This is a genomic window from Methylomonas rivi (genome assembly GCF_024505165.1).
Lineage (GTDB): Bacteria > Pseudomonadota > Gammaproteobacteria > Methylococcales > Methylomonadaceae > Methylomonas > Methylomonas rivi.
In genome coordinates this window covers 1-24,113 of record NZ_JANIBK010000012.1, presented here as the reverse complement: position 1 = coordinate 24,113, position 24,113 = coordinate 1, and the positions used below count along the sequence as shown (strand labels likewise).

At 52.9% G+C, this 24,113-nt stretch carries 22 protein-coding genes; 10 read left to right on the top strand and 12 right to left on the bottom strand.

The annotated features are described in order from the left end of the window. Positions 1–16 precede the first annotated feature (16 nt). Positions 17–1,291, top strand: a complete 1,275-nt coding sequence (locus NP596_RS04030; RefSeq protein ID WP_256613953.1) for an ATP-binding protein — start codon at positions 17–19, stop codon at positions 1,289–1,291. Here the strand turns inward: NP596_RS04030 and NP596_RS04025 are convergent. The 3 genes from NP596_RS04025 to NP596_RS04015 are packed head-to-tail and all read right to left on the bottom strand — an operon-like array spanning position 1,288 to position 3,812. Further along, positions 1,288–2,382, bottom strand: coding sequence for a protein-glutamate methylesterase/protein-glutamine glutaminase (locus NP596_RS04025; protein ID WP_256613952.1), 1,095 nt, complete (start codon positions 2,380–2,382; stop codon positions 1,288–1,290). The genes NP596_RS04030 and NP596_RS04025 overlap by 4 nt on opposite strands. A gap of 33 nt (positions 2,383–2,415) precedes the next feature. Beyond that, entirely contained in the window at positions 2,416–3,009 is a 594-nt protein-coding gene (locus NP596_RS04020) for a chemotaxis protein CheD (RefSeq protein WP_256613951.1), read from the bottom strand. Continuing rightward, entirely contained in the window at positions 3,006–3,812 is an 807-nt protein-coding gene (locus NP596_RS04015; RefSeq protein ID WP_256613950.1) for a CheR family methyltransferase, read from the bottom strand. The genes NP596_RS04020 and NP596_RS04015 overlap by 4 nt, the downstream gene beginning before the upstream one ends. A gap of 164 nt (positions 3,813–3,976) precedes the next feature. Here NP596_RS04015 and NP596_RS04010 point away from each other — a divergent pair, with 164 nt between their 5' ends. Genes NP596_RS04010 through NP596_RS03985 form a run of 6 tightly spaced genes read left to right on the top strand, consistent with a single transcriptional unit; the run spans position 3,977 to position 10,755 of the window. Further along, positions 3,977–5,182, top strand: a complete 1,206-nt coding sequence (locus NP596_RS04010; protein ID WP_371927898.1) for a methyl-accepting chemotaxis protein — start codon at positions 3,977–3,979, stop codon at positions 5,180–5,182. Positions 5,183–5,206: 24 nt separating this feature from the next. Then, positions 5,207–5,575 carry a response regulator gene (locus NP596_RS04005; protein WP_256613947.1) on the top strand — a complete coding sequence of 123 codons (369 nt, stop codon included), beginning with the start codon at positions 5,207–5,209 and terminating at the stop codon, positions 5,573–5,575. A 27-nt stretch (positions 5,576–5,602) separates the two neighbouring features. Next, a complete protein-coding gene (locus NP596_RS04000) occupies positions 5,603–5,935 on the top strand; it encodes an STAS domain-containing protein (RefSeq protein ID WP_256613946.1) in 333 nt (110 codons plus the stop codon). Further along, positions 5,932–8,118: a chemotaxis protein CheA gene (locus NP596_RS03995; RefSeq protein ID WP_256613945.1), complete on the top strand. Its 2,187-nt coding sequence runs from the start codon at positions 5,932–5,934 to the stop codon at positions 8,116–8,118. The genes NP596_RS04000 and NP596_RS03995 overlap by 4 nt, the downstream gene beginning before the upstream one ends. A gap of 49 nt (positions 8,119–8,167) precedes the next feature. After that, the gene (locus NP596_RS03990) at positions 8,168–10,189 is read left to right on the top strand and encodes a methyl-accepting chemotaxis protein (RefSeq protein WP_256613944.1); all 2,022 of its coding nucleotides are present in this window, start codon (positions 8,168–8,170) and stop codon (positions 10,187–10,189) included. Positions 10,190–10,206: 17 nt separating this feature from the next. Beyond that, positions 10,207–10,755: a chemotaxis protein CheW gene (locus NP596_RS03985; RefSeq protein ID WP_256613943.1), complete on the top strand. Its 549-nt coding sequence runs from the start codon at positions 10,207–10,209 to the stop codon at positions 10,753–10,755. Between the two features lie 65 nt (positions 10,756–10,820). Here NP596_RS03985 and NP596_RS03980 read toward each other — a convergent pair whose 3' ends face one another. From NP596_RS03980 to NP596_RS03965, 4 genes are all read right to left on the bottom strand, one after another. Then, a complete protein-coding gene (locus NP596_RS03980; protein WP_256613942.1) occupies positions 10,821–11,219 on the bottom strand; it encodes a bacteriohemerythrin in 399 nt (132 codons plus the stop codon). A 166-nt stretch (positions 11,220–11,385) separates the two neighbouring features. Beyond that, on the bottom strand, positions 11,386–12,333 hold the full coding sequence (locus NP596_RS03975; protein WP_256613941.1) for a hypothetical protein: 948 nt from the start codon (positions 12,331–12,333) through the stop codon (positions 11,386–11,388). Between the two features lie 86 nt (positions 12,334–12,419). After that, positions 12,420–13,094, bottom strand: coding sequence for an N-acetylmuramate alpha-1-phosphate uridylyltransferase MurU (murU, locus tag NP596_RS03970; RefSeq protein WP_256613940.1), 675 nt, complete (start codon positions 13,092–13,094; stop codon positions 12,420–12,422). After that, positions 13,091–14,092, bottom strand: coding sequence for an aminoglycoside phosphotransferase family protein (locus tag NP596_RS03965; RefSeq protein WP_256613939.1), 1,002 nt, complete (start codon positions 14,090–14,092; stop codon positions 13,091–13,093). Before NP596_RS03965 ends, murU begins: the two co-directional genes overlap by 4 nt. Before the next feature lie 125 nt (positions 14,093–14,217). On the opposite strand from NP596_RS03965, the gene NP596_RS03960 reads away from it, so the two are divergent. Genes NP596_RS03960 through NP596_RS03950 form a run of 3 tightly spaced genes read left to right on the top strand, consistent with a single transcriptional unit; the run spans position 14,218 to position 18,881 of the window. Continuing rightward, positions 14,218–17,061: an LPS-assembly protein LptD gene (locus tag NP596_RS03960; RefSeq protein ID WP_256613938.1), complete on the top strand. Its 2,844-nt coding sequence runs from the start codon at positions 14,218–14,220 to the stop codon at positions 17,059–17,061. 10 nt (positions 17,062–17,071) lie between these two features. After that, positions 17,072–18,349: a peptidylprolyl isomerase gene (locus NP596_RS03955; RefSeq protein WP_256613990.1), complete on the top strand. Its 1,278-nt coding sequence runs from the start codon at positions 17,072–17,074 to the stop codon at positions 18,347–18,349. Positions 18,350–18,362: 13 nt separating this feature from the next. Continuing rightward, positions 18,363–18,881 carry a DbpA RNA binding domain-containing protein gene (locus NP596_RS03950; protein ID WP_256613936.1) on the top strand — a complete coding sequence of 173 codons (519 nt, stop codon included), beginning with the start codon at positions 18,363–18,365 and terminating at the stop codon, positions 18,879–18,881. Between the two features lie 287 nt (positions 18,882–19,168). Here the strand turns inward: NP596_RS03950 and NP596_RS03945 are convergent, their stop codons facing one another. The 5 genes from NP596_RS03945 to NP596_RS03925 all read right to left on the bottom strand — a co-directional run. After that, entirely contained in the window at positions 19,169–19,825 is a 657-nt protein-coding gene (locus NP596_RS03945; RefSeq protein ID WP_256613935.1) for a hypothetical protein, read from the bottom strand. Positions 19,826–19,836: 11 nt separating this feature from the next. Next, complete coding sequence (locus NP596_RS03940) at positions 19,837–21,552, bottom strand: putative porin (RefSeq protein WP_256613934.1); 1,716 nt, start codon at positions 21,550–21,552, stop codon at positions 19,837–19,839. A 141-nt stretch (positions 21,553–21,693) separates the two neighbouring features. Then, positions 21,694–22,350 (bottom strand): TonB C-terminal domain-containing protein, encoded by a 657-nt coding sequence (locus NP596_RS03935; RefSeq protein WP_256613933.1) that lies wholly within the window; start codon positions 22,348–22,350, stop codon positions 21,694–21,696. A gap of 7 nt (positions 22,351–22,357) precedes the next feature. Further along, positions 22,358–22,762 (bottom strand): ExbD/TolR family protein, encoded by a 405-nt coding sequence (locus NP596_RS03930; RefSeq protein ID WP_256613932.1) that lies wholly within the window; start codon positions 22,760–22,762, stop codon positions 22,358–22,360. 22 nt (positions 22,763–22,784) lie between these two features. Then, on the bottom strand, positions 22,785–24,113 hold a 1,329-nt coding region (locus NP596_RS03925; RefSeq protein ID WP_256613931.1), incomplete at its 5' end, for a MotA/TolQ/ExbB proton channel family protein.

Here is a 24,113-nt window from a genome sequence, read left to right as displayed (position 1 = left end):
AACCCGGAACACAACCATGGCAGTTGATAACGCGAAACCGGAGCCGCTCGGCACTATCCTGTTGGTAGACGACGACAGTATCAATCTGACCGTGTTTGGACAATGTTTGGCGCCCCGCTATTCGGTGTTGGCGGCAACCTCCGGCGGCAGAGCCCTGGAAATTGCCTGCGCCACTCCTAAACCGGACTTGATTTTATTGGATATCATGATGCCCGAGATGGATGGCTATGAAGTGATGGGCAAACTGAAAGAAAGCCCAGAAACGCGCGATATCCCGGTCATTTTTGTCACGGCCTTGACCTCGGACTTGGACGAGTCGCGCGGATTTGCACTGGGGGCGGTGGATTACATTTATAAACCGTGCAATTTAGCGATTTTGTCGGCCCGGGTCGGCACCCAAATCGAACTCAAGAAGGCCCGCGACAGGCTGCAAGATCAAAATACTTACCTGGAAACCGAACTGGAAAAAAGGCTAAGGGAAAATCAACTGATTCAGCTGGAATTGCTGGAAGCCGAGAAACTCGCGGCAGTCGGCCAACTGGCGGCCGGGGTGGCGCATGAAATCAACAATCCCTTGGGTTTTATCTATTCCAATTTCAATACATTGCAGACCTATAACCGGGATATTTTCGACTTGCTGGATGCTTATGAGCGCTGTGTGGGCGAAACACCGGACGCTGCGGAACTGATGCAAAAAATACAGCACTTAAAGGCGGAAAAGGAACTCGATTTTTTGCGTAACGACATGAACGAGCTGCTGACCGAATCCCGTGACGGCTTGGCGAGGGTACGCGACATCATTCAAAATCTGCAACAATTTGCCGAAGGCAACGATAACGAATGGCAACTGACCGATATCAACAAATGCCTGGACATCACGCTGAGCATCTTTGCAAATGGCCAAAACGCGCATTGTACAATTCACAGGGATTTTGCCGATATTCCCGCCGCTCGCTGCCTGCCGGCTCGACTGAATCAGGTTTTTTTAAGTTTATTGGTCAATGCCTCGCAAGCCATCGACACCGCCGGCGACATCGTTATACGCACAGGCCATGACCGGCAACAGATTTGGGTGGAAATTGCAGACACGGGGCACGGCATTGCGCAGGAACATTTGCCACACATATTCGAACCTTTTTTTACCACCCGCCCGCCGGGCAAAGGCATAGGCTTGGGCTTATCAACCGCGCAAAGTATCGTGCGCGCTCATCACGGCAAAATTGAGGTATGCAGCGAGCCCAACCGGGGTTCTACCTTTACAATCCGCCTGCCCATTCAGCAAGCGGACTAAGCTTTCAGCAGTTTGGCCCTGCTGGGTGAACGAATAATCAATTCCGGAATGGCGGCCAGCGAAAACTCCGCATCGGTGGCGCCTATTTTCACGGCTTCCTTGGGCATGCCGTATACCACGCAACTGGCTTCATCCTGCGCCACGGTCAAGGCACCGGTATCGTGTAATTCTTTCAAGCCGCGCGCACCGTCATCGCCCATTCCCGTCATGATAATACCGATGGCATTTTTACCGGCGGCTTGCGCGGTGGAACGAAATAACACATCCACGGAAGGCCGATGCCGGCTCACCAAGGGGCCATCCTTGATTTCCACCCGATACTGCGCACCACTGCGCCGCAGCAACATATGTTTGCCGCCGGGGGCAATCAGCGCCAACCCGGGTATGACGCGATCATTTTGTTCGGCTTCCTTGACGCTGATTTGCGACAAACTATCCAGCCGCTTGGCAAATGCCGCCGTAAAGGCCTCGGGCATGTGTTGCACGATGACGATTCCCGGCACGATTCTCGGCAGACGGGTTAATACATACTCCAGCGCCTGAGTGCCTCCGGTTGAGGTGCCTATGGCAATCACGCGGTCGGTGGTTTCCGACATGGGTGCCAAACCGGTGGGCATAATCACCGCATCGGCAGTCAGTTTAGGTGTACTTTCCATTTGTTGACTGGAAACACTGGATACTTTCTTAACCCTGGCATGCGAGGCGGCTTTGATGGCATCCGCCAACAGGGTTTTCGAGTCTTGTAAAAAACCCTTCAAATTGAGGGTGGGCTTGGTAATGATGTCGACGGCACCGGCACTCATGGCCTGCATGGTCACTTCCGCGCCTTTCGCTGTCAGCGTGGAGCAAATAACCACCGGCGTCGGCCGTTCCCGCATCAATTTTTTTAAAAAGGTAATGCCGTCCATGCGCGGCATTTCAATATCCAGCACAATCACATCCGGCCAAGCGGTTTCCATGCGTTTCAAGGCAAAAATCGGATCCGGTGCCGAGCCGATAACCTGTATGCCGGGCAATCCATCCAATAATGCGGTCAGCACTTGCCTGACCACGGCGGAATCGTCAACGATAAATACTTTTATATCCGGCATGGTGTGTGTCCTAGGTTGAGTAGCAAAGGGGGATTACCAGAATTCGGCGGTATTTTTGCTTTGTTCGTGTTCCGCGATATGTTGCCAATAACGGCGCTCTTGTTTTTCCAATAAACGATCTTGCGATTCGCCGATCTTTTTGATGTATACGGAATAATCGGTGCCGACAAAGTGCACGTTTCTGCCATGCATACCGCCTAAACTGGAGCTGATTAGCGGAATTTTCTCATTGGCTAAAAACGCTTTAATGAACTCCACGTTGACATCTCCCACGGTTCGTTCATGTTGACTGCCTTCCCGCACTCTCAATACATTGGCACCGCCAAAACATTTGGCGTTCAAATTTGACCGGCTGGCGCCGCGCTTCATCATGCCGTTGATAAGCAATTCCATCGCGTAAATGCCGTACCGCCCCTCTTCGGATTGTATGATGGGTATATGTTGCGAATACTGCCGGTATGCCAACAAGAAATGGTTCATGCCGAAAACCCGGTTAACAGGGTCGAACAGGCAAGCCGCCACGCACGAGCCCAACAGGGTGGAAATCACCTCGGGCTTGGCGCTAACATAATATTCGCCCGGATCGATAATGACCCGCTGCAGGTTTTTAACCGGCAAGGCCTTCATTCCTTGCGATAAATCGAAGGTATGACCATCCGCAGCCCATCCGTCGCCCGATGCAGGCTTTCAGAGTGGCCGACAATAAAATAACCGCCTGGCTTTAAAGCGGCGGCCAAACGCTCCACGACTTGTTTTTTGAAGTCTTGATCGAAATAGATCAGGACATTGCGTAAAAATATCACTTCGAATTGTCCCAGACCGGGCGGCAAGGGCGATTTGAGATTAACCTGCGCAAACCTGACCTTGTTACGGATTTTTTTATCCACTCTAAAGAAACCCGCTTGCGTCCGAACGCCTTTCAGACAGTATTTTTCCAATAAAAAAGGATCCATCTGATCCAGCCTATCCAATGGGTAAACGCCAATACGCGCCACCTCTAAAACCCGGGTACTGAGGTCGGAAGCAAAAATCTCCCAATTGCGCATACCCATATTTTCGGCAAGCACCATGGCCAAGCTATAGGCTTCCTCTCCGGTTGAACTGGCGGCACTCCAGACTCTGAACATATCCCCGCGCCAGGCGGGCAGAATGACATTCCGAAAAAATTCGAAATGTTTGGGTTCTCGAAAAAAGTAAGTTTCATTCGTGGTGAGAATATTCACCATCATTTGAAACTCTTGCGGATAATCGCGATGCGTCAATAAATTGAAGTATTCCCCATAACTGGACAAACCATGGTAGTCCAGCCTTTTAGCCAGCCGGCTCGCCACCATGACCTTTTTTTCGGGGCTTAGCGAAATACCCGCATGATTGTAAATCAAGCGCCGGAAGTCATCGAATTCTTCAGGCGTAATAGTGGAAATACTCAAAAAACCTCTCTAAAAACAAAGAAAAACCGGCATTCCAGTCAATCGATTATATTGAATACTTGCGATACGCTAACATTTTTTAGACCTACTCTATCAATGTATTGAACGCGCGCCGAAAACCATCTACTATCCAGCCATAATCTCAAAATCCTAATGGAATTTTCATGTCTCGCGCAGAGAGTCTGACTATACGGTCAAAAACCAGTTTCCACCTGTTACCGACCTGCTTCGGCTTACTTTGCGGCTTGGTGCCGATGTCAATGACGGGGTTCACCGTCGTTACCGCCATGATAAGCATATTTTTAGGTATTGCCGGCTTCGGCTTGGGCAGCATTTTATGGCATAAACAACAAAATACCTTGCAAACCAATAATCAAGACTGGCAGCGCGATGAAGACGCCAAACTGCGGGATGTACATGCTTATGTCGCTGAACTGGAGCGATTGTTCATTCACGTTGTGCCGATTTTATTGCGTCAGGTTCAAACGTCCCGCAGCCACACGGAGCAGGAAATTACCGTCTTGACCAATCGATTTGCCGTTATGGTTGAGCGTTTGGGCAATATCATTTCCGGCACCGGACATGGCGGGGACGGCCGCAATATCGACAATATTTTTACCGAAAGCCGAACCGCTTTGACAGCCGTTTTGAAAGGTCTGCGTGAAATTCAAAACGTCGAGCATGCCGTGACCGAGGAAGTGCGCAAACTGTCCACGCATACTTATCAATTGGACACCATGGCCAAGGAAGTACGAAAAGTGGCGGAACAAATCAACTTGCTGGCCTTAAATGCGGCGATTGAAGCAGCCAGGGCCGGAGAGAACGGGCGCGGTTTCGCCGTGGTTGCCGATGAGGTGAGAAAATTGGCCGGTTTTTCCTCTTCCACCGGCGAAAAAATCAGTTCGGCCATTGCCGACATTAACGCCGCCATGGCCAGTACCTTAAAAATGTCGGAATTGTCCGGCAGCAGCGAAGACAAAACCATTCACGATGCCGAAGCGAGCATACAGACAGCCTTAGGCGATTTGCAGTCCGCCTTAAATGTGTTCAAAAACGATGCCGATATGCTGAGAGGCAATAGCTCGGAGATTCGCGACGAAATTTATACGGTATTAACGGCATTTCAGTTTCAAGACCGGGTGAGTCAAATGCTGTCGCATGTGGAAAACAATCTGCTCGGTTTACAGACAACCGTTGAGAAAAGCCGGCAAGCGGGCGAACAACGACACGCCAACATGCTGGATGTCGACAAAACCCTGGCGGGCATGGAGTTAAATTACACCATGCCGGAAGAGCATCTGAATCACATTTCATCGAGCGCGGCCAGTCGCGCCGGACTGGGTCAAGATAACGATCTAACCTTTTTTTAAATTTTAAACGGTAAAGAGATACCCATGGCGAAAACCATCATGATAGTCGACGACTCGGCCTCGATACGACAAGTTGTAACCATTGCATTGAAGGGAGCGGGCTACGATGTCGTCGAAGCCTGCGACGGTAAGGACGCATTGAGCAAGCTCACCGGACAAAAGATCAATCTCATCATCACCGATGTCAATATGCCCAACATGGATGGCATAACCTTTGTGCAAGAAGCCAAAAAACTCGCCGCCTATAAATTCACGCCGATGATGATGCTCACCACGGAAACGGCCGGCGATAAAAAACAAGCCGGCAAGGATGCGGGCGCCAAAGCCTGGCTGACCAAGCCTTTTCAGGCGCCAACATTGCTCGATGCGGTAGCCAAATTAGTCTTGCCCTGAGCCACCTTCGCCTAGCGGGAGAAGAACGTGTCCATCGAAATCAAACAGCTCAAAAATGCCGCCGCTCATCTTGCAATCAATGGTGAGATGACGATTTATACCGCGCTGGATCAAAAGACTACCTTTTCCGAATGCCTGGAAAACAACAAAGAACTTCAAATTGATCTATCGGGCGTCTCGGAAATCGATAGCGCCGGCTTGCAATTGTTACTTTTCGTAAAACGGGAAGCCAACGAACGGCATATCAAACTCAGCCTCATTCATCACAGTCAACCCGTGGTAGAAGTGTTTGAATTGCTCAATTTGGGTAATCATTTCGGCGACCCGATTGTGCTATCCGCTAATTGGAAAAAAACATGAGCGAATTCGACTCGGCCTTAAAGATTTTCGCCCAGGAGTCCGAACAGTTATTGCAAGACATGGAAAGTGCTTTGCTAACGCTGGAGTCCGATCCCAATGACAGCGAAACCATCAACAGCCTGTTTCGCGCCATGCACACGATCAAGGGCTCGGCGGGTTTATTCGGCTTCAACCCGATAATCGCTTTCACGCACGAAGCCGAATCGGTGCTGGATAAAGTGCGAAATGGCGAACGTCATATCGACGCCGGGTTGATCTCGGTATTACTGGACAGTAAAGACCACACCACAAAACTGGTCGATCATTGTTTAAACTGCCCCGATGCGCCATTACCCGACGATCTCGCGGCCACCAGTTCGTTACTGATTGAGCGCCTGACCGGAAAGTCTCAAGCTCATACGCTACAATCCAGCGACTCCCTTTCGCCCTTACACAGCGAAGGTGGCGGCGATATTTCGCTGGATGACAGTTGGTTAATCTCCTTGGACTTTAAGACGGATGCACTCCGCAACGGTATGGATCCCTTGTCGTTTCTGCGCTATTTGAAGACGCTGGGGGAAATCAAAGACGTTCTAACCTTCTTTCCGGACATGCCGAAAGACGCCGAAATGGACCCGGAAAGTTGTTACTTACACTTTAAAATTGTTTTTAACAGCGACGCCAGCAAGCAAACCATCGAAGCCGTTTTTGAATTTGCCGCCGACGATTGTGACATCAAGATTTTGCCTCCCAATTCAAAAATCGACACCTATCTACAACTGCTGGATGCGATGGATGAGAATCATGTCAGCCTATTGGGCGATATGCTGGTACAAATCGGCGCCTTGACGCCTAACGATGTCAATCATGCCTTAACCAATCAAGCCCATGCCCGCCAGACAGACATCGAGCCGGTCAAACCTATCGGCGAAATCCTGGTCGAACAACAAGTCGTGCAACAACCCGTGGTCGAGCAGGCGCTAAAAAAGCAGGAACAAACCAAACAAAAAATCGCTACCGAAAGCAATTACATTCGGGTCGATGCCGGCAAACTCGGCCACTTGATAAACTTGGTCGGCGAACTGGTCATATCCAGCGCGGCAATGAACTTGATAGTCGATCGCCATGGCTTAAGCGATGCGGGCGATGTGGCCGCCAGCATGAATAGTCTCGTCAATGCCATACGCGATACCGCACTGGAATTACGCATGGTGCAAATCGGCGAAACCTTTTCCCGTTTTCGCCGGGTGGTGCGCGACGTCAGCAACGAATTAGGCAAGGAGATCGAACTTAAAATTTACGGCGGCGAAACCGAGCTGGACAAAACCGTCGTGGAAAAAATTAACGATCCGTTAACCCACCTGATTCGTAATTCGCTGGACCATGGCATTGAAAGCCCCGAGCAACGTTTGGCCGCCGGCAAACCGGCTCAAGGTAGCGTGCAATTGAACGCTTATCACGAATCCGGCCACATCGTGATTCAAATTGCCGACGATGGCGCCGGACTCAACAGCGAAAAAATCGTCGCCAAAGCCATTGCCAACGGCTTGATCAAACCCGATCACGGCTTAACTCAACAGGAAATTTACAACCTGATATTCGCCGCCGGCCTCAGCACCAAAGAGCAAGCCACCAATTTGTCCGGCCGCGGCGTCGGCATGGATGTCGTCAAAAAAAATATCGAGGCCTTACGCGGATCTGTCAGCATAGACAGCACGCCCGGCGAAGGCACTACCATCAGCATCCAATTGCCTTTAACGCTAGCCATTATCGATGGCTTCATGGTCGGCACCAACGAGACACGTTACATCATTCCATTAAACATGGTCGCCGAATGCATCGAAATGGATTCGCGAGAATGCGAAATCAACGAGGTTGAGCATTACATCAACCTGCGCGGGCATGCCTTACCTTATTTAAGGCTGGGCGATTATTTCCATAGTCCTAAAACCGAAAACGCGAAAAAACGCGAAAGCGTCGTGGTGGTTAAATTCGGCCAGGACAAAGCCGGCTTTGTGGTGGATGCATTGCACGGCGAACATCAAACGGTCATCAAACCGCTTGGAAAAATATTCGAAAAACTCAAATACATTACCGGGGCCACGGTACTGGGCGACGGCAATGTGGCCCTAATTTTAGACGTGCAGGGTTTGATTGAAACGGCGATCAATAAGCGCAAAAAAAATGCCGCACTACCGGCCTGATATTCGTTTACAAAACGCAACGTACTCATATTAAAAAAGGACAATCCGCATGAACATTAACGACCTCAAAATAAAAACCAAAATTCTCGCAGGTGCAATGTTGCTGGTAGCCATTACCATAGGCTTTGGTTTGTTGGCCAAGCTCTATATCGGCAATGTCTCCGGGGCCTTGTTCGGCATTACCGACAACAACGGCAAATCGGTCGAGTACGCAACGGGCGTGGAAAGGATGGCTTTACAAACCATATTGAATCAGCGTGCTTACCGCATCTCCTACAAAGACGAAGATGCACAGAAGGTTGAAGACAATATGAAATCGTTGCTGGAATACCTCGACAAAGTGGATCAGGTGGCCAAACAATACGCGAATACAGAGTTGCTTAATCAATCCAAAATTGCCCGGGAAGGCACGCTGAAATTTGGTGAGAAATTTCGTTTGGTAGTCGCGTCAGTCAAAGCCAATCAAAAAGCCGTTGATGTAATGACAGAAAAAGGCAATATCGTTGCAAGTGCCGCTGACGCTTATTTGAAGAGACAAGTAGGTCGTTATAAAGAAGCCATGGAGAAAAACGCCAATGCCCAGGAACTTGATACATTTGTTCAACGTTATGTCTTGGCTAGCCAAGTTTACATTAAGGCTATGGAGATCATGCGGTCCGAAAAGGAGGAAGTAAATTACAAAAACCGGGTGGCCTGGAAAAAAATGCAGATTTGGCTGCCGGAGCTAATCAATCTCTACGATGATCTGGAGAAAATTGCAGGAACTGCCGAAGGCAAAAAGCTGATTGCTGAAGCCAGAAGTGCAACCCGCGAATACCAAGAAGCGGCACAAAACTGGATTGATAACGATAACGAACTGAATGTTGTCAGAAAGGAGATGCTTGAATTGGGCGATAACGTCATCAAGCAAGCCCAAACCGCAGAGGAAGCGGGTTATGCACAGTTAACCGTTGCCAGAAATCAAGCCGAAACCTTAGTGTCTGAAGCCAACAAAATCATCGTCGGCACCATCATAGCGGCTTTGATCTTAGGCATCATCATTGCCATGTTCCTGGCCAATTTAATTACCGCGCCGATTACGTTGGGGGTTAAATTTGCCAAATCCCTGGCCGAGGGCGACTTGACGGCGAAACTAGAAGTGGAAGGCAAGGATGAAATCGGTCAGTTAGCGCTGGCATTAATCAATATGCGCGACCAACTGAGCCGGGTAGTCGAACAAGTCCGCTCAAATTCGGACACCTTAAGCAGCGCCTCGCAACAAGTCAGCGCCACAGCCCAGGCCATGAGTCAAATGGCGACCGAACAGGCTTCCAGCGTGGAGGAAACCACTTCATCCATTGAGCAACTAAATGCATCGGTGCAACAAAATACCGAAAACGCCCATGTTACCGAGCAAATGGCGACCAAATCGGCCGGAGAAGCCCGTGATGGCGGCGAAGCGGTGAATGAAACGGTTAAAGCCATGAAACACATCGCCAAAAAAATAGGCCAAATTGAGGACATTGCCTATAAAACCAATTTGTTATCATTGAATGCGGCCATTGAGGCGGCTTCCGCCGGCGAACATGGCAAAGGTTTTGCCGTGGTGGCGGCCGAAGTGCGTAAACTGGCGGAAAGCAGCCGGATAACCGCCGAAGAAATCAACGAGTTGGCGACCAACAGTGTCGCAATCGCGGAAAAAGCCGGTCAATTGATCTCCACCGTGGTGCCCAATATCGTCAAAACCTCCGATCTGGTACAGGAGATAAACGCCGCCTCAATCGAACAATCCAGCGGTATCAATCAAATCAACGAAGCCATGCGGCAACTGGATAAAGCCACCCAGCAAAACGCGGCCAGCGCGGAGGAATTGGCCGCTACCGCTGAAGAACTCAATGGTCAGGCAACGCAATTGCAACATGCGGTTGGCTTTTTTAAATTGGATGCCAATAGCACTAAAAATCAAGGATCCGGCGGCAATTTTCGCCCCTCCCGTTCGCCGGCCAAAACCGCTCAGGGCAAGCCTAAAAGCCATGCCGCAAGCATCGACAACTCATTGGATTTTGACGATTCCGACTTTGAGCGTTTTTAATTCTTGAGGAACAGACCATGAGCAACCTGATTCGAAAAGAGACGGGCGGTAACGCCCTAGCTGTTCAAGAGCAAGTCGGGCAATATTTGACGTTTTTGGTCGATAAAGAGAGCTTCGCCATCAGCATACTCGATGTAAAAGAAATCATCGAAATAGCCAATATCACCCGCGTTCCGTTAACGCCCGATTACATTCATGGCGTTATCAATCTACGCGGCAACGTGGTGCCGGTTATCGATCTTTCCGCCAGACTAAAACACCGCTGCGCCGAAGTGAGTAAACGTAGCTGCATCGTTTTGGTTGAAGTGGAGGTCGCGGAAGGCGCGCAATTTATCGGCATGCTGGTCGATGAAGTACGGGAAATATTGGAAATTTCACCCGCCAATATTCAACCGGCGCCGGATTTCGGCACCGATATACGCACGGAATTTATTCAGGCCATGGCGCGAGTGGATGAAGTTTTCATCATACTGCTGGCCATCAATAAGGTCTTATCCCTGGAAGAGTTATCTCAATTGGGCCGGATCGCCGACTCTCGCGGCAATCAATTTAGCGAGCAAGACTAACCCCTTAAATGCGTCAATTTGCAGCCATTCACTACCCACGCGGCATGCAACGGATTGACCTTTCCTTAGCCGGGCGACACTTTTTTGGCTTTCAGTTCGTCGATGAACTTCAAGTCCTCGCCCAAGATATGAACCAACACCCAGCTATCGACAAAGCTTTGTATTTCAGAAGCTATCCATTGTTTTAATTGAACTTTTTTGCTGATGTCTATCAGCTTATCCAACATTTTATTATGACTTTCCACATGCGCTTGGTAGTCCGAATAGCCTGACTGTTTCATGAATTGTTCTTCATACTGAAAATGCTCTCTGACATGTTGGAAAAAAAGCATCAGGAGCCGTGTGATTTCATCCTGATCGCTTACATCCACGAGTTGATTTGCCAATTTAAACAAATTCCGATGTTGGGCATCGATTGTGTCATGCCCCGTTTTGTACTCATCTCGCCAAATAAACTTACTCATTGCCACACCTTATAATAAATCAATTGCCTAATGTACAGGGCCTGGATTATTGCATCGAACGCGGCCTGCAACGTTTCGATTCCGGCAAACGGCCGCCGATTACCTGCTTTTCAAATAAGACAAGCAACAAGCGGACAAACCGGACTCCGGCCCCGCTTAGCCTAAGTTACCCTGGTTGTTTCTTGTTTCTATACCAGAAAAATAGCACGGCGATGATGCTTAGGCCAGCCAGCGCGGCCATCATGAAGCGCGGTTCGGCGACTTTGACGCTATGATTTTCGTCCTTGAATTTAAATTTCACCAACACACCCAAGCTGGGGTCGTTGACCTCTATACGCAGGGATTCGGCCGCCAAATTGGCCAATTGTACTTCGCTGCCGTCGAACGGTTTGTTATTGCGCTTATCCTTGTTGATGATGTGCGGCACCAGCGAGGCTTCCGCTAACTGGGCTTGCATTAACTGGTTGGCGATTGCCGCCTCCAACTCGCCGGTGGTTTTGCCGTCGGTTTTGATTCGAATCGGGTCTTGTTTGTCGATGAGGATTTCGATATCGCCTTGCGAAGCGGTCAGCGCCTTTCTGGCGGTAAAGCCGTCCAGATAATCCACGTCGGCGGCATAGACCAGATCGATGCCGATTCCTACTCCGGCGGCGTTGAAGCTTTTTCCCTGCAAATCGAAGCCCAAGGCCTGGTTGCTGTAATCCCGAAATACCGCCGACGTCAGCGAATAACCGGCTTTATTGCTGACGACCAACTCCGGCTCGTCTCCCGGCTGGGTGACGGTGACGCCGCGCCAATGCGGATCCAATTGAATCATGCCGTCTTTGACGGCGGTGACCAGTTTTTTGCTAATCCGTCCCGGCGAGGCGTCGCTATCGATCTTTTGCGCGTTCAAAAAACTCATGCCGGTCACCCGGTACAACTCTTCGTCGTCCAGCCGCCATTCCAGCGTGTAGGAAAACAACGCATCGCTATCCTTTTTCGGCAGGCCGGTATGCAGGCGCAAGGTGTCTTGCGCCGCCGGGGTGGCTACGGCAAATACGGGTTGAAATATCGTCCCGCCGCTGAATAGAACAAACGAAACGGCGAGGCGAATGGGCGTGAGTAACTTCATGACGGGTCCTAGCATTAAATGGGGCAGGTTAGCACAGTGCCGAAAAGAAGAGAAAGTTATGAGTCGACATTATCGGCCGCAAACCTTCAACCCGAACAACCCTGGCTTGCCGATATTGCCCGCAATCGTTCCGGCGTGCCGATATCTTGCCAGCGGCCATTGAAATATTCTCCACTCACCCGACTCTGTTGCATGACCCGGTTCAATACCGGGCGCAGTTTTAAGGCTTGCCCGACCGGCACATCGGCAAACAAGTCGGGGTGATACACGCCGATACCGCTAAAGGTAAATTTCGGCTGGCCCGCTTCGGACACTAAACCGTTCTCCCGAAGACAAAAATCGCCTTGCGGGTGGTGCGGCGGGTTATTGATCAGCACCAAATGAGCCAGATCGATGGATTTGTCCCGCAAGGCCGCCAACGGGTAATCGCACAAAATGTCCGCGTTTACCGCTAAAAAAGGCCGCTCTCCCAGCAAGGGCAGCGCTTTGGCGATGCCGCCGGCGGTTTCCAGCGCCTCCGCCCCTTCGTCGGAATATTCGATAGAAACGTTCCAGCGGCCACCGTCTCCGCAATAATCCCTGATCTGCCGGCCCAGATACGCCACATTGACGACAATCTCGGTAAAACCGGCTGCCGCCAGTTTTTCCAGGCTGTATTCGATTAAGGCCTTGCCGGCCACTTGCAATAGGGGTTTGGGGGTATGGTCGGTCAGCGGCCGCATGCGTTCGCCGCGTCCGGCGGCCAGTATCATGGCTTTCATAACCGAGCCTGGTAAATAGGAAGCACTTGGTGCGCCAGAAAGCCATTGAATTCGGCCAGTTCCGGGTAACGGCTACATACATCAACGACGTAACTCATGGTGCGCGGAATGTCGGCCAAATAGCCGGGCTTGCCGTCACGCAACTGCAGACGGGAAAAGATGCCGATGGCTTTCAAATGCCGTTGCAGCCCCATCAGGTCGAACCAGCGTTCGAATTGCCGGAAATCGCAAGCCAACATCCGGTCCGCCAATAACCGTTGGTAGTATTGCTCCAGCCATTCGGCAACCTGATGCCGCGGCCAACGGATATAACAATCCCGCAACAAGGATGCCAGATCGTAGGTAACCGGGCCGATCACCGCATCCTGAAAATCGATCACGCCCGGCGAATCCTGGTCCAACCACATCAGATTACGGGAATGGTAATCGCGATGCACGCACACTTGCGGCTGTTGCAAAGCGGAATCGATTAAGTAATCGTCCAGGATTTGCCGGACAGCACACGGCATGACGATACCCAACCGTTTTTCCAAAAACCATTCGTAAAAAATGGCCAACTCCCGGCTCAACAAAGCCTTGTCGTAGGCCGGCAAACCGCAACGGGACGGGACTATCCCCCGCTGCAACCTGAACAGGCTCTCGAGGGCCGTCCGGTATAATGCGTCCGCGTTATCCGGCTTTAAAACATCCAAATAACTTCGACTGCCCAGATCTTCCAACAACAAAAAGCCTTGTTCGAGGTTTTGCCGGTAAATGGCGGGCACATGCAGCCCGGCTTTTTGCAGCAAAGCGGCATTACGAATGAAGGCCGCGGTATTTTCCTTATCCGGCGGCGCATCCATTGCTACATGGCAACCCTCGGCATGCTTGACCCGAAAATAACGCCGAAAACTGGCATCGCTGGAAGCGGGTTCGATCCGCAAGATTTGCAAGCCGAGATCGGCGGTTAACCAGGTTATCAGGGCATTGGCACGCTGATCTAAATTGGGATAGCACATTATTTGTTAACAGAAAAGCAACCTAAGGTAAAATGAGCCGGCATTTTATTCGATTTCCATTCCGCTAAGTTAATTTAGCCGCCAACCTCGATATGAATCTTAGGTTTTATACAGTTTATTTAGCATTGTTATCATTTACGGAAGTCGCCACAGCCACCAATAATGCCGCCTGGAATTGCGAGCAAAGTAAAAACGGCGAATGGACCTGTCTGAATCAAGGCCAGCCCAGTCAGGAGGCGGCCCAACCCAAGGTCATCACGACAAAAAAAGCGCCGCAAGCCGAACAGCCGGCCGTGGCAACGGAAACGCCCGCTCGGCAACCGGAGCCGGCGGTTACCCAAACTACGCCGATTCCCGCCTCCGTGCAACAGGAACCGGCCATTCAACAGGCCGGCCAACCCGCGGATGAAAAACCGGCCGAGTCCGTGGCGGTCAACCCCCGGAAACCGCGCGTCACCTATGCCGAAAATCAAAAGCCGGTAACAGACGAAACATCGCCCGAACGCAACAAACCCGCAGCAACCGCCGTGGCTAAAAATCCGGGCTGGACTTGCCAATCCGGCACGGGCGCCAATGGCAATTGGAATTGTAATCTGGTCGGCCCGGACCCCAAGGGAGAGGCCCAAGCCGTGGCCGACACGGAAACCGGCACAACCTGGCTGACCCCCGCCTACGATCGCCAGCAGGAACGGATTTTTCAAACCTTGCGCGGCGAATTCGAACAAGACCCCTGGCAAAACTGCTCCAGCTGGTCGGCCAAAAAACGCAAAATCAAGGGCACGGCGGGCCCAACCCGCGACGAAGCCAACACCGATGTCTTGTCCGACTTTTCCGAGGTGTTCGAGGGCGAAATTCTTAACTTCGCCGGCAATGTCGACCTGAACCGGGCCGACCAACATTTATCGGCCGACAAAGCCAGCTACGATAGCGTGGCCGACACCATGGACGCGCAGGGTAACGTCATTTACAGCGAAGACACCTTGGCGCTGGCCAGCGACACCGTATCGATCAGCCTCGGCAAGGACGAGGCCCGCATCAGGCAGGCCCAATTCATTGAAGCCGGCGCCCCGCTGAGAGGCACGGCGGAAGTCATGTACCGGGACAACAAAAGCCTGTCCCGTTACCACGAGGCCACTTTTACCAGCTGCCCGCCCGGCAACCAGGATTGGGTCATGCATGCCTCGCGGGTCAAGATCAATCGCGAAAGCGGGCAAGGTTCGGCCAAAAACGCCTGGCTGGAATTCAAGGGCGTGCCCGTGGTGTATACGCCTTATATCTCGTTTCCGGTCGACAACCGGCGCACTAGCGGCTTGTTGGCCCCCACCTGGTCGAATACCGAACGCAACGGTTTCGATTTTGCCGCGCCGTTCTATTGGAACATAGCCCCCAATTACGACGCCGTCATCACGCCGCGCTACATGCAAAAACGCGGCGAAATGCTGCGCAACAAATTCCGCTATTTGACCGAATCCTCTCAAGGCAGCCTGGGCGCCGAGATTTTGCCGGACGACCAACTGAGGGACAAGAGCCGCTATTCCGCCACCTTTAAAGACAACACCCGCTTCACCGACCGTTTAACCTCGGCCACCAACCTGAACTACGTATCGGATAAGGAATATTTCAACGATATGAACAATGCGTTGGGGTTTCAAACCAACCGCTTCCTGCCCAGCACCTCGTATTTAAATTACAGCCGTCCCGACTTCGCCATTTCGGGCGGCGTCAACCATTACCAATCGGTGGATAAAACCATCACCGATGCCGGCATGCCTTACGACATCCTGCCCCGGGTCAATATGAGCCTCGGCCACAATTTCGACAACATGCCGCTGGCGCTGGCCATGGAAAACCAGTACACCCATTTTTACCACACCGATCTGGTAAACGGCCAACGCTTGAATCTGGCGCCGTCCGTCAGCTTTCCGCTGGAATCCAGCGCCGGATTTTTCATCCCTAAAATCACCGGCCAATACACCAACTATCAGCTGACCAATCGGACAGCGGCCAACCAACCGGACAACATCAGCCGCTTTTTGCCGATATTCTCGGCCGACACCGGCATGACCTTCGAAAAACAGCTGGACATAGGCGGTTCGGCTTATACCCATACCCTGGAACCCAGGCTGTTTTACTTGTACATTCCGCGTAAGGATCAAAGCGATATTCCGGTTTTCGACACGGCCGCCTTCGATACCAGTTTTTACAGTCTATTCAGGGAAAACCGTTTCAGCGGCGTGGACCGCATTCAGGACGCCAATCAAATCACCGTGGCCGGCAGTTCGCGTTTTATCGACGCCGCCACCGGTCTGGAACCTTTAAAAATCAGCCTGGGGCAGATTCTGTATTTCCAGGACAGGACCGTCAATCTACCCGGCGTTACCGATCAAACCAGCACCACGTCGAATTTCATCGGCGAGCTGTCCGGCCAGGTGACCAACCATTTATCCTACACGGCCGGCGCGCAATGGGACCCGGAAGCCAACGGCTTCGCCCGCGGCTTGGCCATGCTTAAATACCGCAACCAACCGGATGAGATTTTCGACGTCGGCTACCGTTACCGCCGCAACACGCCCAACGACCAATCTTCGTTCATCAATCCGTTAAATAATGTGACGACCCAGACGGCGGTCGGACAAACCATTTCGCAGACCGACGTGTCGTTCCGCTGGCCGCTGGCCGCCGGCTGGTACGGCTTGGGGCGCTGGCAGTATTCGTTCAACTTCGGCAAAACCACCGAAAGCTTTATCGGTATCGAAAAAGAAAACTGCTGCTGGCGCCTGCGCGTGATCGGCCGCCGTTATATCAACGGCGCCACCACCACCGATATTTTGGCGCCGGATGCAAAACCGGAAAACGCGGTATTCGTACAACTCGAATTAAAAGGCCTGACCGGCTTCGGCGACCAAGTCGACAAATTCCTGCAACGCAACCTGAACGGCTACCGCCCCGCCAGTTATTTTGAAGATTAACCCCATCATGATGAAATACATTTTTTTGGCCGTCTGGCTGTCGGCCGCCGCCGGCATCTCCCAAGCGCAAACGCTGGACAGAATCGTGGCCGTCGTGGAAGACGACGTGATACTGGAACGCGAACTGAATGTGGAGGCGGCGGCCATCGCCCAAAAGTTGCAGAGCAATAATGTCGCGGTGCCGCCGGAATATGTATTACGTAAACAGGTTCTGGAGCGAATGATCGTCGATAAGCTGCAACGCCAGTTGGCCGCCCGCTCGGGGATTCAGGTCAGCGACGAAATGCTGCGCAACTCCGTTACGGACATCGCCTCCCGCAACAATATGTCGGTGGACGCCTTCAAGCAGGAACTGACCAGACAGGGCATGGATTACAAGGCCTTCGAGGAAAATCTGCGCAACGAAATCATCATCAACCAGTTGCGGGGCCGCGAAATCAGCGCCCGCATCAAAGTCACCGATGCCGAGGTGAACCATTATTTGGAAACCCAAAGCAAGGCCGGCTCGAACACCACCCAATACCATTTGGGACACATTTTAATATCGGTGCCTTCCGGCGCGTCGTCCGGCGAGATCCAAAAAGCCAAGCAACAGGCGGAGCAGATCGTGTCCGAGCTGCGTAACGGCAAGGACTTCCGCGAAACCGCCATCAGCTATTCCAACGACGACAACGCCCTGAAAGGCGGCGACCTGGGCTGGCGCAGTATCGGCCAGATCCCGACCTTGTTTACCGATACGGTTACCGGCATGGCCCAGGGCGACGTCTCCGATCCGATTCGCAGCCCCAGCGGTTTTCATATCATTAAAATGCTGGAAACCGAAGGCTCCGCGCAACACATTGTCAATAAAACCAAAGTCCGGCATATTCTGATCAAAACCAACGAACTGGTGGACGACGCCGAAGCGCAAAAACGCCTGCTGGCGCTTAAGGATCGCATAGCCGATGGCGACGATTTCGCCACGCTGGCCCGCGCGCACTCCGACGACAAAGGCTCCGCCATCAACGGCGGCTCGCTGGACTGGGTAACGCCCGGCGCGCTGGTGCCGCCGTTCGAAGAGGCCATGAATAAACTGGACGTTAACCAAATCAGCAACCCGGTACAAACCCAATTCGGCTGGCATCTGATTCAGGTGTTGGGCCGGGAAAGCCAGGATGACAGTGCGCAATTTCGAAAAGATAAAGTCAGGGACGAAATCCGCAAACGTAAAATCGAGGAAGAAACCGAATTATGGCTTCGCCGTCTGCGCGACGAGGCCTATGTGGAAATCGAACTGGATAGACTGTAAGGACACTCCGGACATGCCCGTTCATCCCCGTAAGCTGGAAAAACTCAAAAAACGCCTGCAACAGATACTCGCTCAGGAAAATCTGCTGGCGCACCGGCAGGTCATCCGGCAAATCAATGCCGAATTGGCCATGGAACCCATGGATTGCGCCGCCGCGCTACTTTACATGAGCCAACCGCATCTGTTCCAACCGGCAACCGAGGCGGAAAACGCCGGCACCCCGCCGCTGCCGCCGGTTTTTAAACCGCCGCATTACCGCAATGTCCGCTACCGGCTTGACGTGGGCAAGAACCACCGGATCGACCAGGAACAATTGCTGGCCACGCTCATCGAAGAGTCCGGCGTCGACAGGAAGCGCATAGGCCGCATCGAAATCCGCGACAGTTATACGCTGGTCGACCTGCCGGACGGCATGCCCGCCGACATTTTTCAATTGCTCAGCGAGGCCACCGTGCAAGGCCATCCGTTGAATATCAAACGAATCAAACCCAATCGCAAAAAATTCCGCGAGCAAAAACGGGCGAACGAATAAAACCCATAAAAAAGAGGCCGCTTGGCGAGATTGTGCCGGCGGCCTTTTTGAATCCGGGCGGGTATCCGCCGGCCGATACGGATCAATTGCGTAGCCGGTGCGTTGGGTTACGGCTAACGCCTAATCCAACCTACATACCTATTAATTGAATGAGTTTGACGTAAAAACCAAAAGGTAGGCCGGAATAAGCCCGATGAAGCGACAGCGGAGTCGAGCGTTTCCGGAAAGCGCCGGAAACATCCGCCCTGACTGGCGCCGGGCGGATTTATTCCGGCCTACCTTGCGAATTAATGCGTTTCAGCAGAGTTTGAGGATTCCTGACCGTATCGGCCCGCGGCAAGCTGGTCTTGGTATTCCTGAACGATGTTTTGCATATCGACGCTTTGAAATTGCAGTAACGGCTCATCCTGCAAAAGTCCGGAAAAAGTGCCTTTGTTTCGATAACGCTCCAGCAACTCTTGCGCGGACTGATAAAGCTTGACGTTATGCTGGCCGCAGGTTTGCAACTGCTGTTCCGTTCCCTGCTGTTTTGCCCGCAAAGCGGCCAATTCCGTTTCCAGTTCGGCTTTTGCGCTGCTGGTTTTAGCATATTTATCGGACACATCGTTTAATCGGCTCTCGGTGGAACCCAGGCGGTTGCGCACCGCATCCGCGCTACTTTTCTGCGCCGCCAACTCGCTGCTCAGGCTGTCCTTGGCGGCCAGCGCCGCCTCCTTGTCCTTTTTCAACTGCTCCAGTTCGGCCGCCGCCGCGGCGGCTTCGGCTTTGGCGGCATCCCGTTCCGCCGTCAGGCTTTTGACCATGGCTTGCAGTTTTAACACGGCGCCGTTATTGGCGTTGGCGTCGCGCGGCACCGCTTGGGACACGGCAGGCAGCAGCGCAAAAACGGCCAATAACGCGTGGACCAAACCGAGTTTAGCCATTTTGCGGACGATAACCTGCATAAACACCCCCACTAAAATCTGGTGTTGACGTCGATTTGCAACACATCGATACCGAAAGGCGGGCCGGTGATGATATCGGCGCTCAGCCAGCGCCCGGTCAGCCAGACGTTTTTCATCAAACCGTAGTTACCGCCGATGAACCAGCCTTTGCTGTTGGTGCCGCCCAAACGAAAATCCGAATCGGTAAAGGCATCCAGCACCGCATCGCGCTCGACATATTTATAGGCGGCAAACACATTCCAGTTACCCGGCCTTTCGGCAATCGGCCAGCCGTAATCGACCCGGAATTGCCAGGCGTTGGTTTCGGGATCGACAACGTTACCGTTCAACAAGCGGCTGACGGCTTCCTTGTCGAAACCGATATTTTTGGCGTAATCCGCGCTTAACCGCAGATGGTGCGGCGCAAAATTGGCCATTTCATAAGACACGTTGGCATTGACAATATTGTAGTCGGAAGCCAGACCGATCATTTGATCCAAGCCGTTGCTGGTACCGTTGGTGCCTTCCTGGCATATCGTAGCCAAGGTATTGCCGCCCTGCATAAACTCGGGCCGCGACGCGGTAATGGCCGGGGTGTTCAAATCGCAGGTACGCCGCCCCGGTTCATTCTGCTTGGCTTCTACGTTTACATAATCGTAATAAGCCACGGCCATTTTCAGGTTGTTTTGATTCTCGAAACCCAGCTCCATGCCTGTCTGCCCGCCAAACAGCCATTTATCGCTACTTAAAGACGACTCCTGCAGAGGAAAGGCGCCGACCGTGGCAAACAGCGAATCGCTTTGATCGTTTTTCGCCATTAAGCCATCGGAGCCTGCCAAACGATGCCTGACCGTCGCCGCGAACCCTTCGAAAGACAAATCGGTATCCCAAACCAGTTCGCTACCGCCGGTAAACTCGCCGCCGCCGGTGTACCAAGGATTTTTGATACGGCCTCCGCTTAGGGTCAACCATTTGAATTTGTCGTCATCCAATGCATCGTATTGCAGATAAGCCCGGTCAATAGTGAAATCGTAACGTTGGCCGGTGTTGCCCAGGGTTTGATTGGTAGACACGGGATCGCGTTGATTCCCGGTAGCCAATCTGACGCCGGCCTTAAGGCCGTCGGCTATATCGGCATCGATACCCAGCCTAAAGCGCTGCCTAAACTGATGCCTGCCTTCAGTCGTGTTGCGAAATTGATTTAAACCGGCGGCCGTTTGTCCGCCCGCATCGTTAATGGCCTGCGCATCGAAGTAAAAGGGTTGTGATAATCCATTCTCGATATTCCCTTTTGCCATCTCGTCATGTTGGGAGCGCAGCCTAATGTCGCCGGACAACTTGAATCGCCGGGTCCATTCCGGCAAAGCATTCGGCAAGCCCCATTGCTCGTTTTTGGCCTTGGCCATTACGTCGCCTACGACTTCTTCTTTCAATTCGTTACGCACCTGCTGGCGGATCTCGTCCTTAACGAAATCCGGTACATAGGCCACCCGCACTTCGTCGGCCGGCACTGCGGACTTTTCGGTGTCCAGGGCTTTGGCTTGGGCCACTTGCTGTTCGGCATCCGCCTCCGCCTGCTTGATCATTTGCTCGGCCATCTGATCGGTGATCACCCCTTGCTTAACCAACTGTTTGATTAAATTGGTGGTGGTGTTGCGCAGCTTCAGCAGCTCTTCCTTTTCGCCGGCTTCCGCGGCGGCGCTCAAGGCTATCAGCAGCAAGGCCAGCAGCCGTTTTTTGTTGATCATGGCTATACCTGTGTTCCAAATAAGTCTTCGTGGTTCGTATTTAAGATGCCGGAAGCCTATCGGCTTACTGTTGCCCATCCGGGTATCCGGCCTACCTTGGTCTTGCGCGATACGTTTAAAACGGTTTTCCTGCCCACGGCTCTAAACGCGCGAGTTGATCCTCAACTTGACCGGTTGCTCCATGCCGGGTGGAGGCGGTTCGGAAATTCGCGTCAGTTTGTTCAGCGTCCGCGAGATAATCTCGTCGATGCGCGGATTATTGCTGCCCCGGCTCAACTCGAAGCGATCGATACTGCCGTCGGGTTTGACCCACACTTTCACGACAGCGGTAAATCCGGTGCGGCGAAGCTCTTCTTGATCCGATAACAAGTTAAGCATCTGATTTTTGATCAAACCGCCGTACCAATTAAACGGACTACCGCCGCCGAACAAGCCGGTACCGCCCTTGCGGGCCGCCAAACCGAATCCGTCCGAACCCGCGCTGCCGTCGGCATCCAGTCCCAAATCCCGGGCCGGCGCTTCGTCCGGCATCGGCTCCGGTTCCGGCTCGGGTTCCGGCTCATTGACTTTTTCCATCTCCGGCTCGGGCGGCGGCGGTTCCACCTTGGGCGGCGGCGGAGGCGGCGGGGGCGGTGCCACCAGGGTTACCGGCTGAATTTTGCGTTGCGGACGCTCTTGTTGATTGTCGAGAAAATGCATCACCATTTTCACGAAAAAAAACAGCACGATCGACGCAATGACCCCACCGATGATTTTGGGCAAATAGACCCTAAAATGTTTCCTGCCGTGTTCAGTCATGCCCTTGCTACTTGACCAGATTCTGCGTCACCAGACCGACCTGGGTAATTTCCAGTTTGCCCAGCAGGGCCAGCACATCGATGACGCTTTGATACATCACGGTGGCGTCGCCCTTCACCACCACCGGCAGCGTCGGATCGGCGGCCTTGTATTGCAGCAGGGTCGATTCCAGCTGCTCCATGGTGACCGGAAAGGTGTCCAGAAAAATGGTGCCTTCCGCCGTAACGGTGATCGCCTTGGTTTTGGGCTTGGCCAGGCTGGGCTGGTTGCTGGCCTTGGGCAGATTGATCTGTATGCCCTGCACCGCCGCCGTGGTCATGATGATGAACACGATCAGCAGCACGTAAGCCAAATCCAGCATGGAGGTGACGTTGATTTCGTCGTAACTGTCCAATTCTTCTTGATAGCGCATGATGGTTTGCCGTATTTACAGGTTAATCGCTATAGCGTTCGGACAACTTGGCGCTGAATTCGTCGACGAAAATATACATGTCGGCGGTCACCAGTTTGATGCGGCTGGCCAGATAGCTGTAGCCGAACAAAGCCGGAATCGCCACCACCAAACCCGCTACCGTGGTAGCCAGCGCGGCGGCGATACCCGGCGCGATGGCGTTGACGTTGACCTCGCCGCTGGCGGCGATGTCGCCGAAGGTGATCATCACCCCCAACACCGTACCCAGCAGGCCTAAAAACGGGCCGCCGGAAATGGCGATGGTCAACAACACCATCTGGTCATTCAGTTTTTGCACTTCCCGCACCAGAATCGATTCCATGGCCGCCCGGATGGCGTTGATGGACTTGTCGGAGATGCTTGGTTCTGCGGCATCGGCGCCGACCGCCTTGACCAAGCGGCGATTGACCTCATCGACACCGACGTGATAAAGCCGATATAAGGAAGAGCCGGCGAACTGGCCGTGGCTGCCGGTCAGTGCCAGCAAAGGCGACGCATCCAAATCCTCATCGTCCTCGGTCATTTCGCGATTGAGTTGGGCGATTTCGGTCGCATTCAATTTTTGAAAGGCATCCTCGAATTTACGGTTTTCGGCGATATTCTTGTTGATGACAATAGCCTTGACCAGCATCACGATCCAGCTGACCACCAGCATCAGCGCGCACAAACCGATGATGACCCAACCGTCCACGGTGACATCGCTCAAGGTCGCCATGATGGGGGATTCGCCGCCCTCGCTGTCCGGGGTGCTATCTTCGCCGTAACTCAACAGCGCCGAAGTCTGTCCCTGCATCAAGGCATTGAATGCCAGCGTGTTGGCATCGCGCGCCGTTTTGGCGATAGCGAATTCGTCGATGGCGCCTATCAAGCCGCGACTGCCGTTGACGGCCGCGCCTATGCCGATGTCGCCCTGAAATCCGGGCTGACTGGGCGCCAACACCCCGGCCGGCTTGCCGTCGACATAAAAGGTAAAGCCCTCTTCGTTGGCGGCGACCGCCAGATGGTGCCAGGCGGACAAATTCAAATCGGTCGGACTGGCCACTTCCTTGCGGTTAACGTTTAAAACCGGGGTTTGTCCTCTAACGGATAAAGTCAGGCCGTCGCGTTCGAATACCACGCTATCGCCTTGGGCTTGATCGATTTTGACCCAGGCCGACACCGTCCAGCCGAAATTCTCGGCCATTTGCACGGCGGGTGAAGCCGCGATCGAAATCAGCTGGCTGCCGTTAAAGGCCGCCGCGTCGCCGATGGCACCGCCCTCGATACGGGTGTTGCTGGCGGCCGCCGGCTGGTTGCCGTAGGCCGTGGCGTC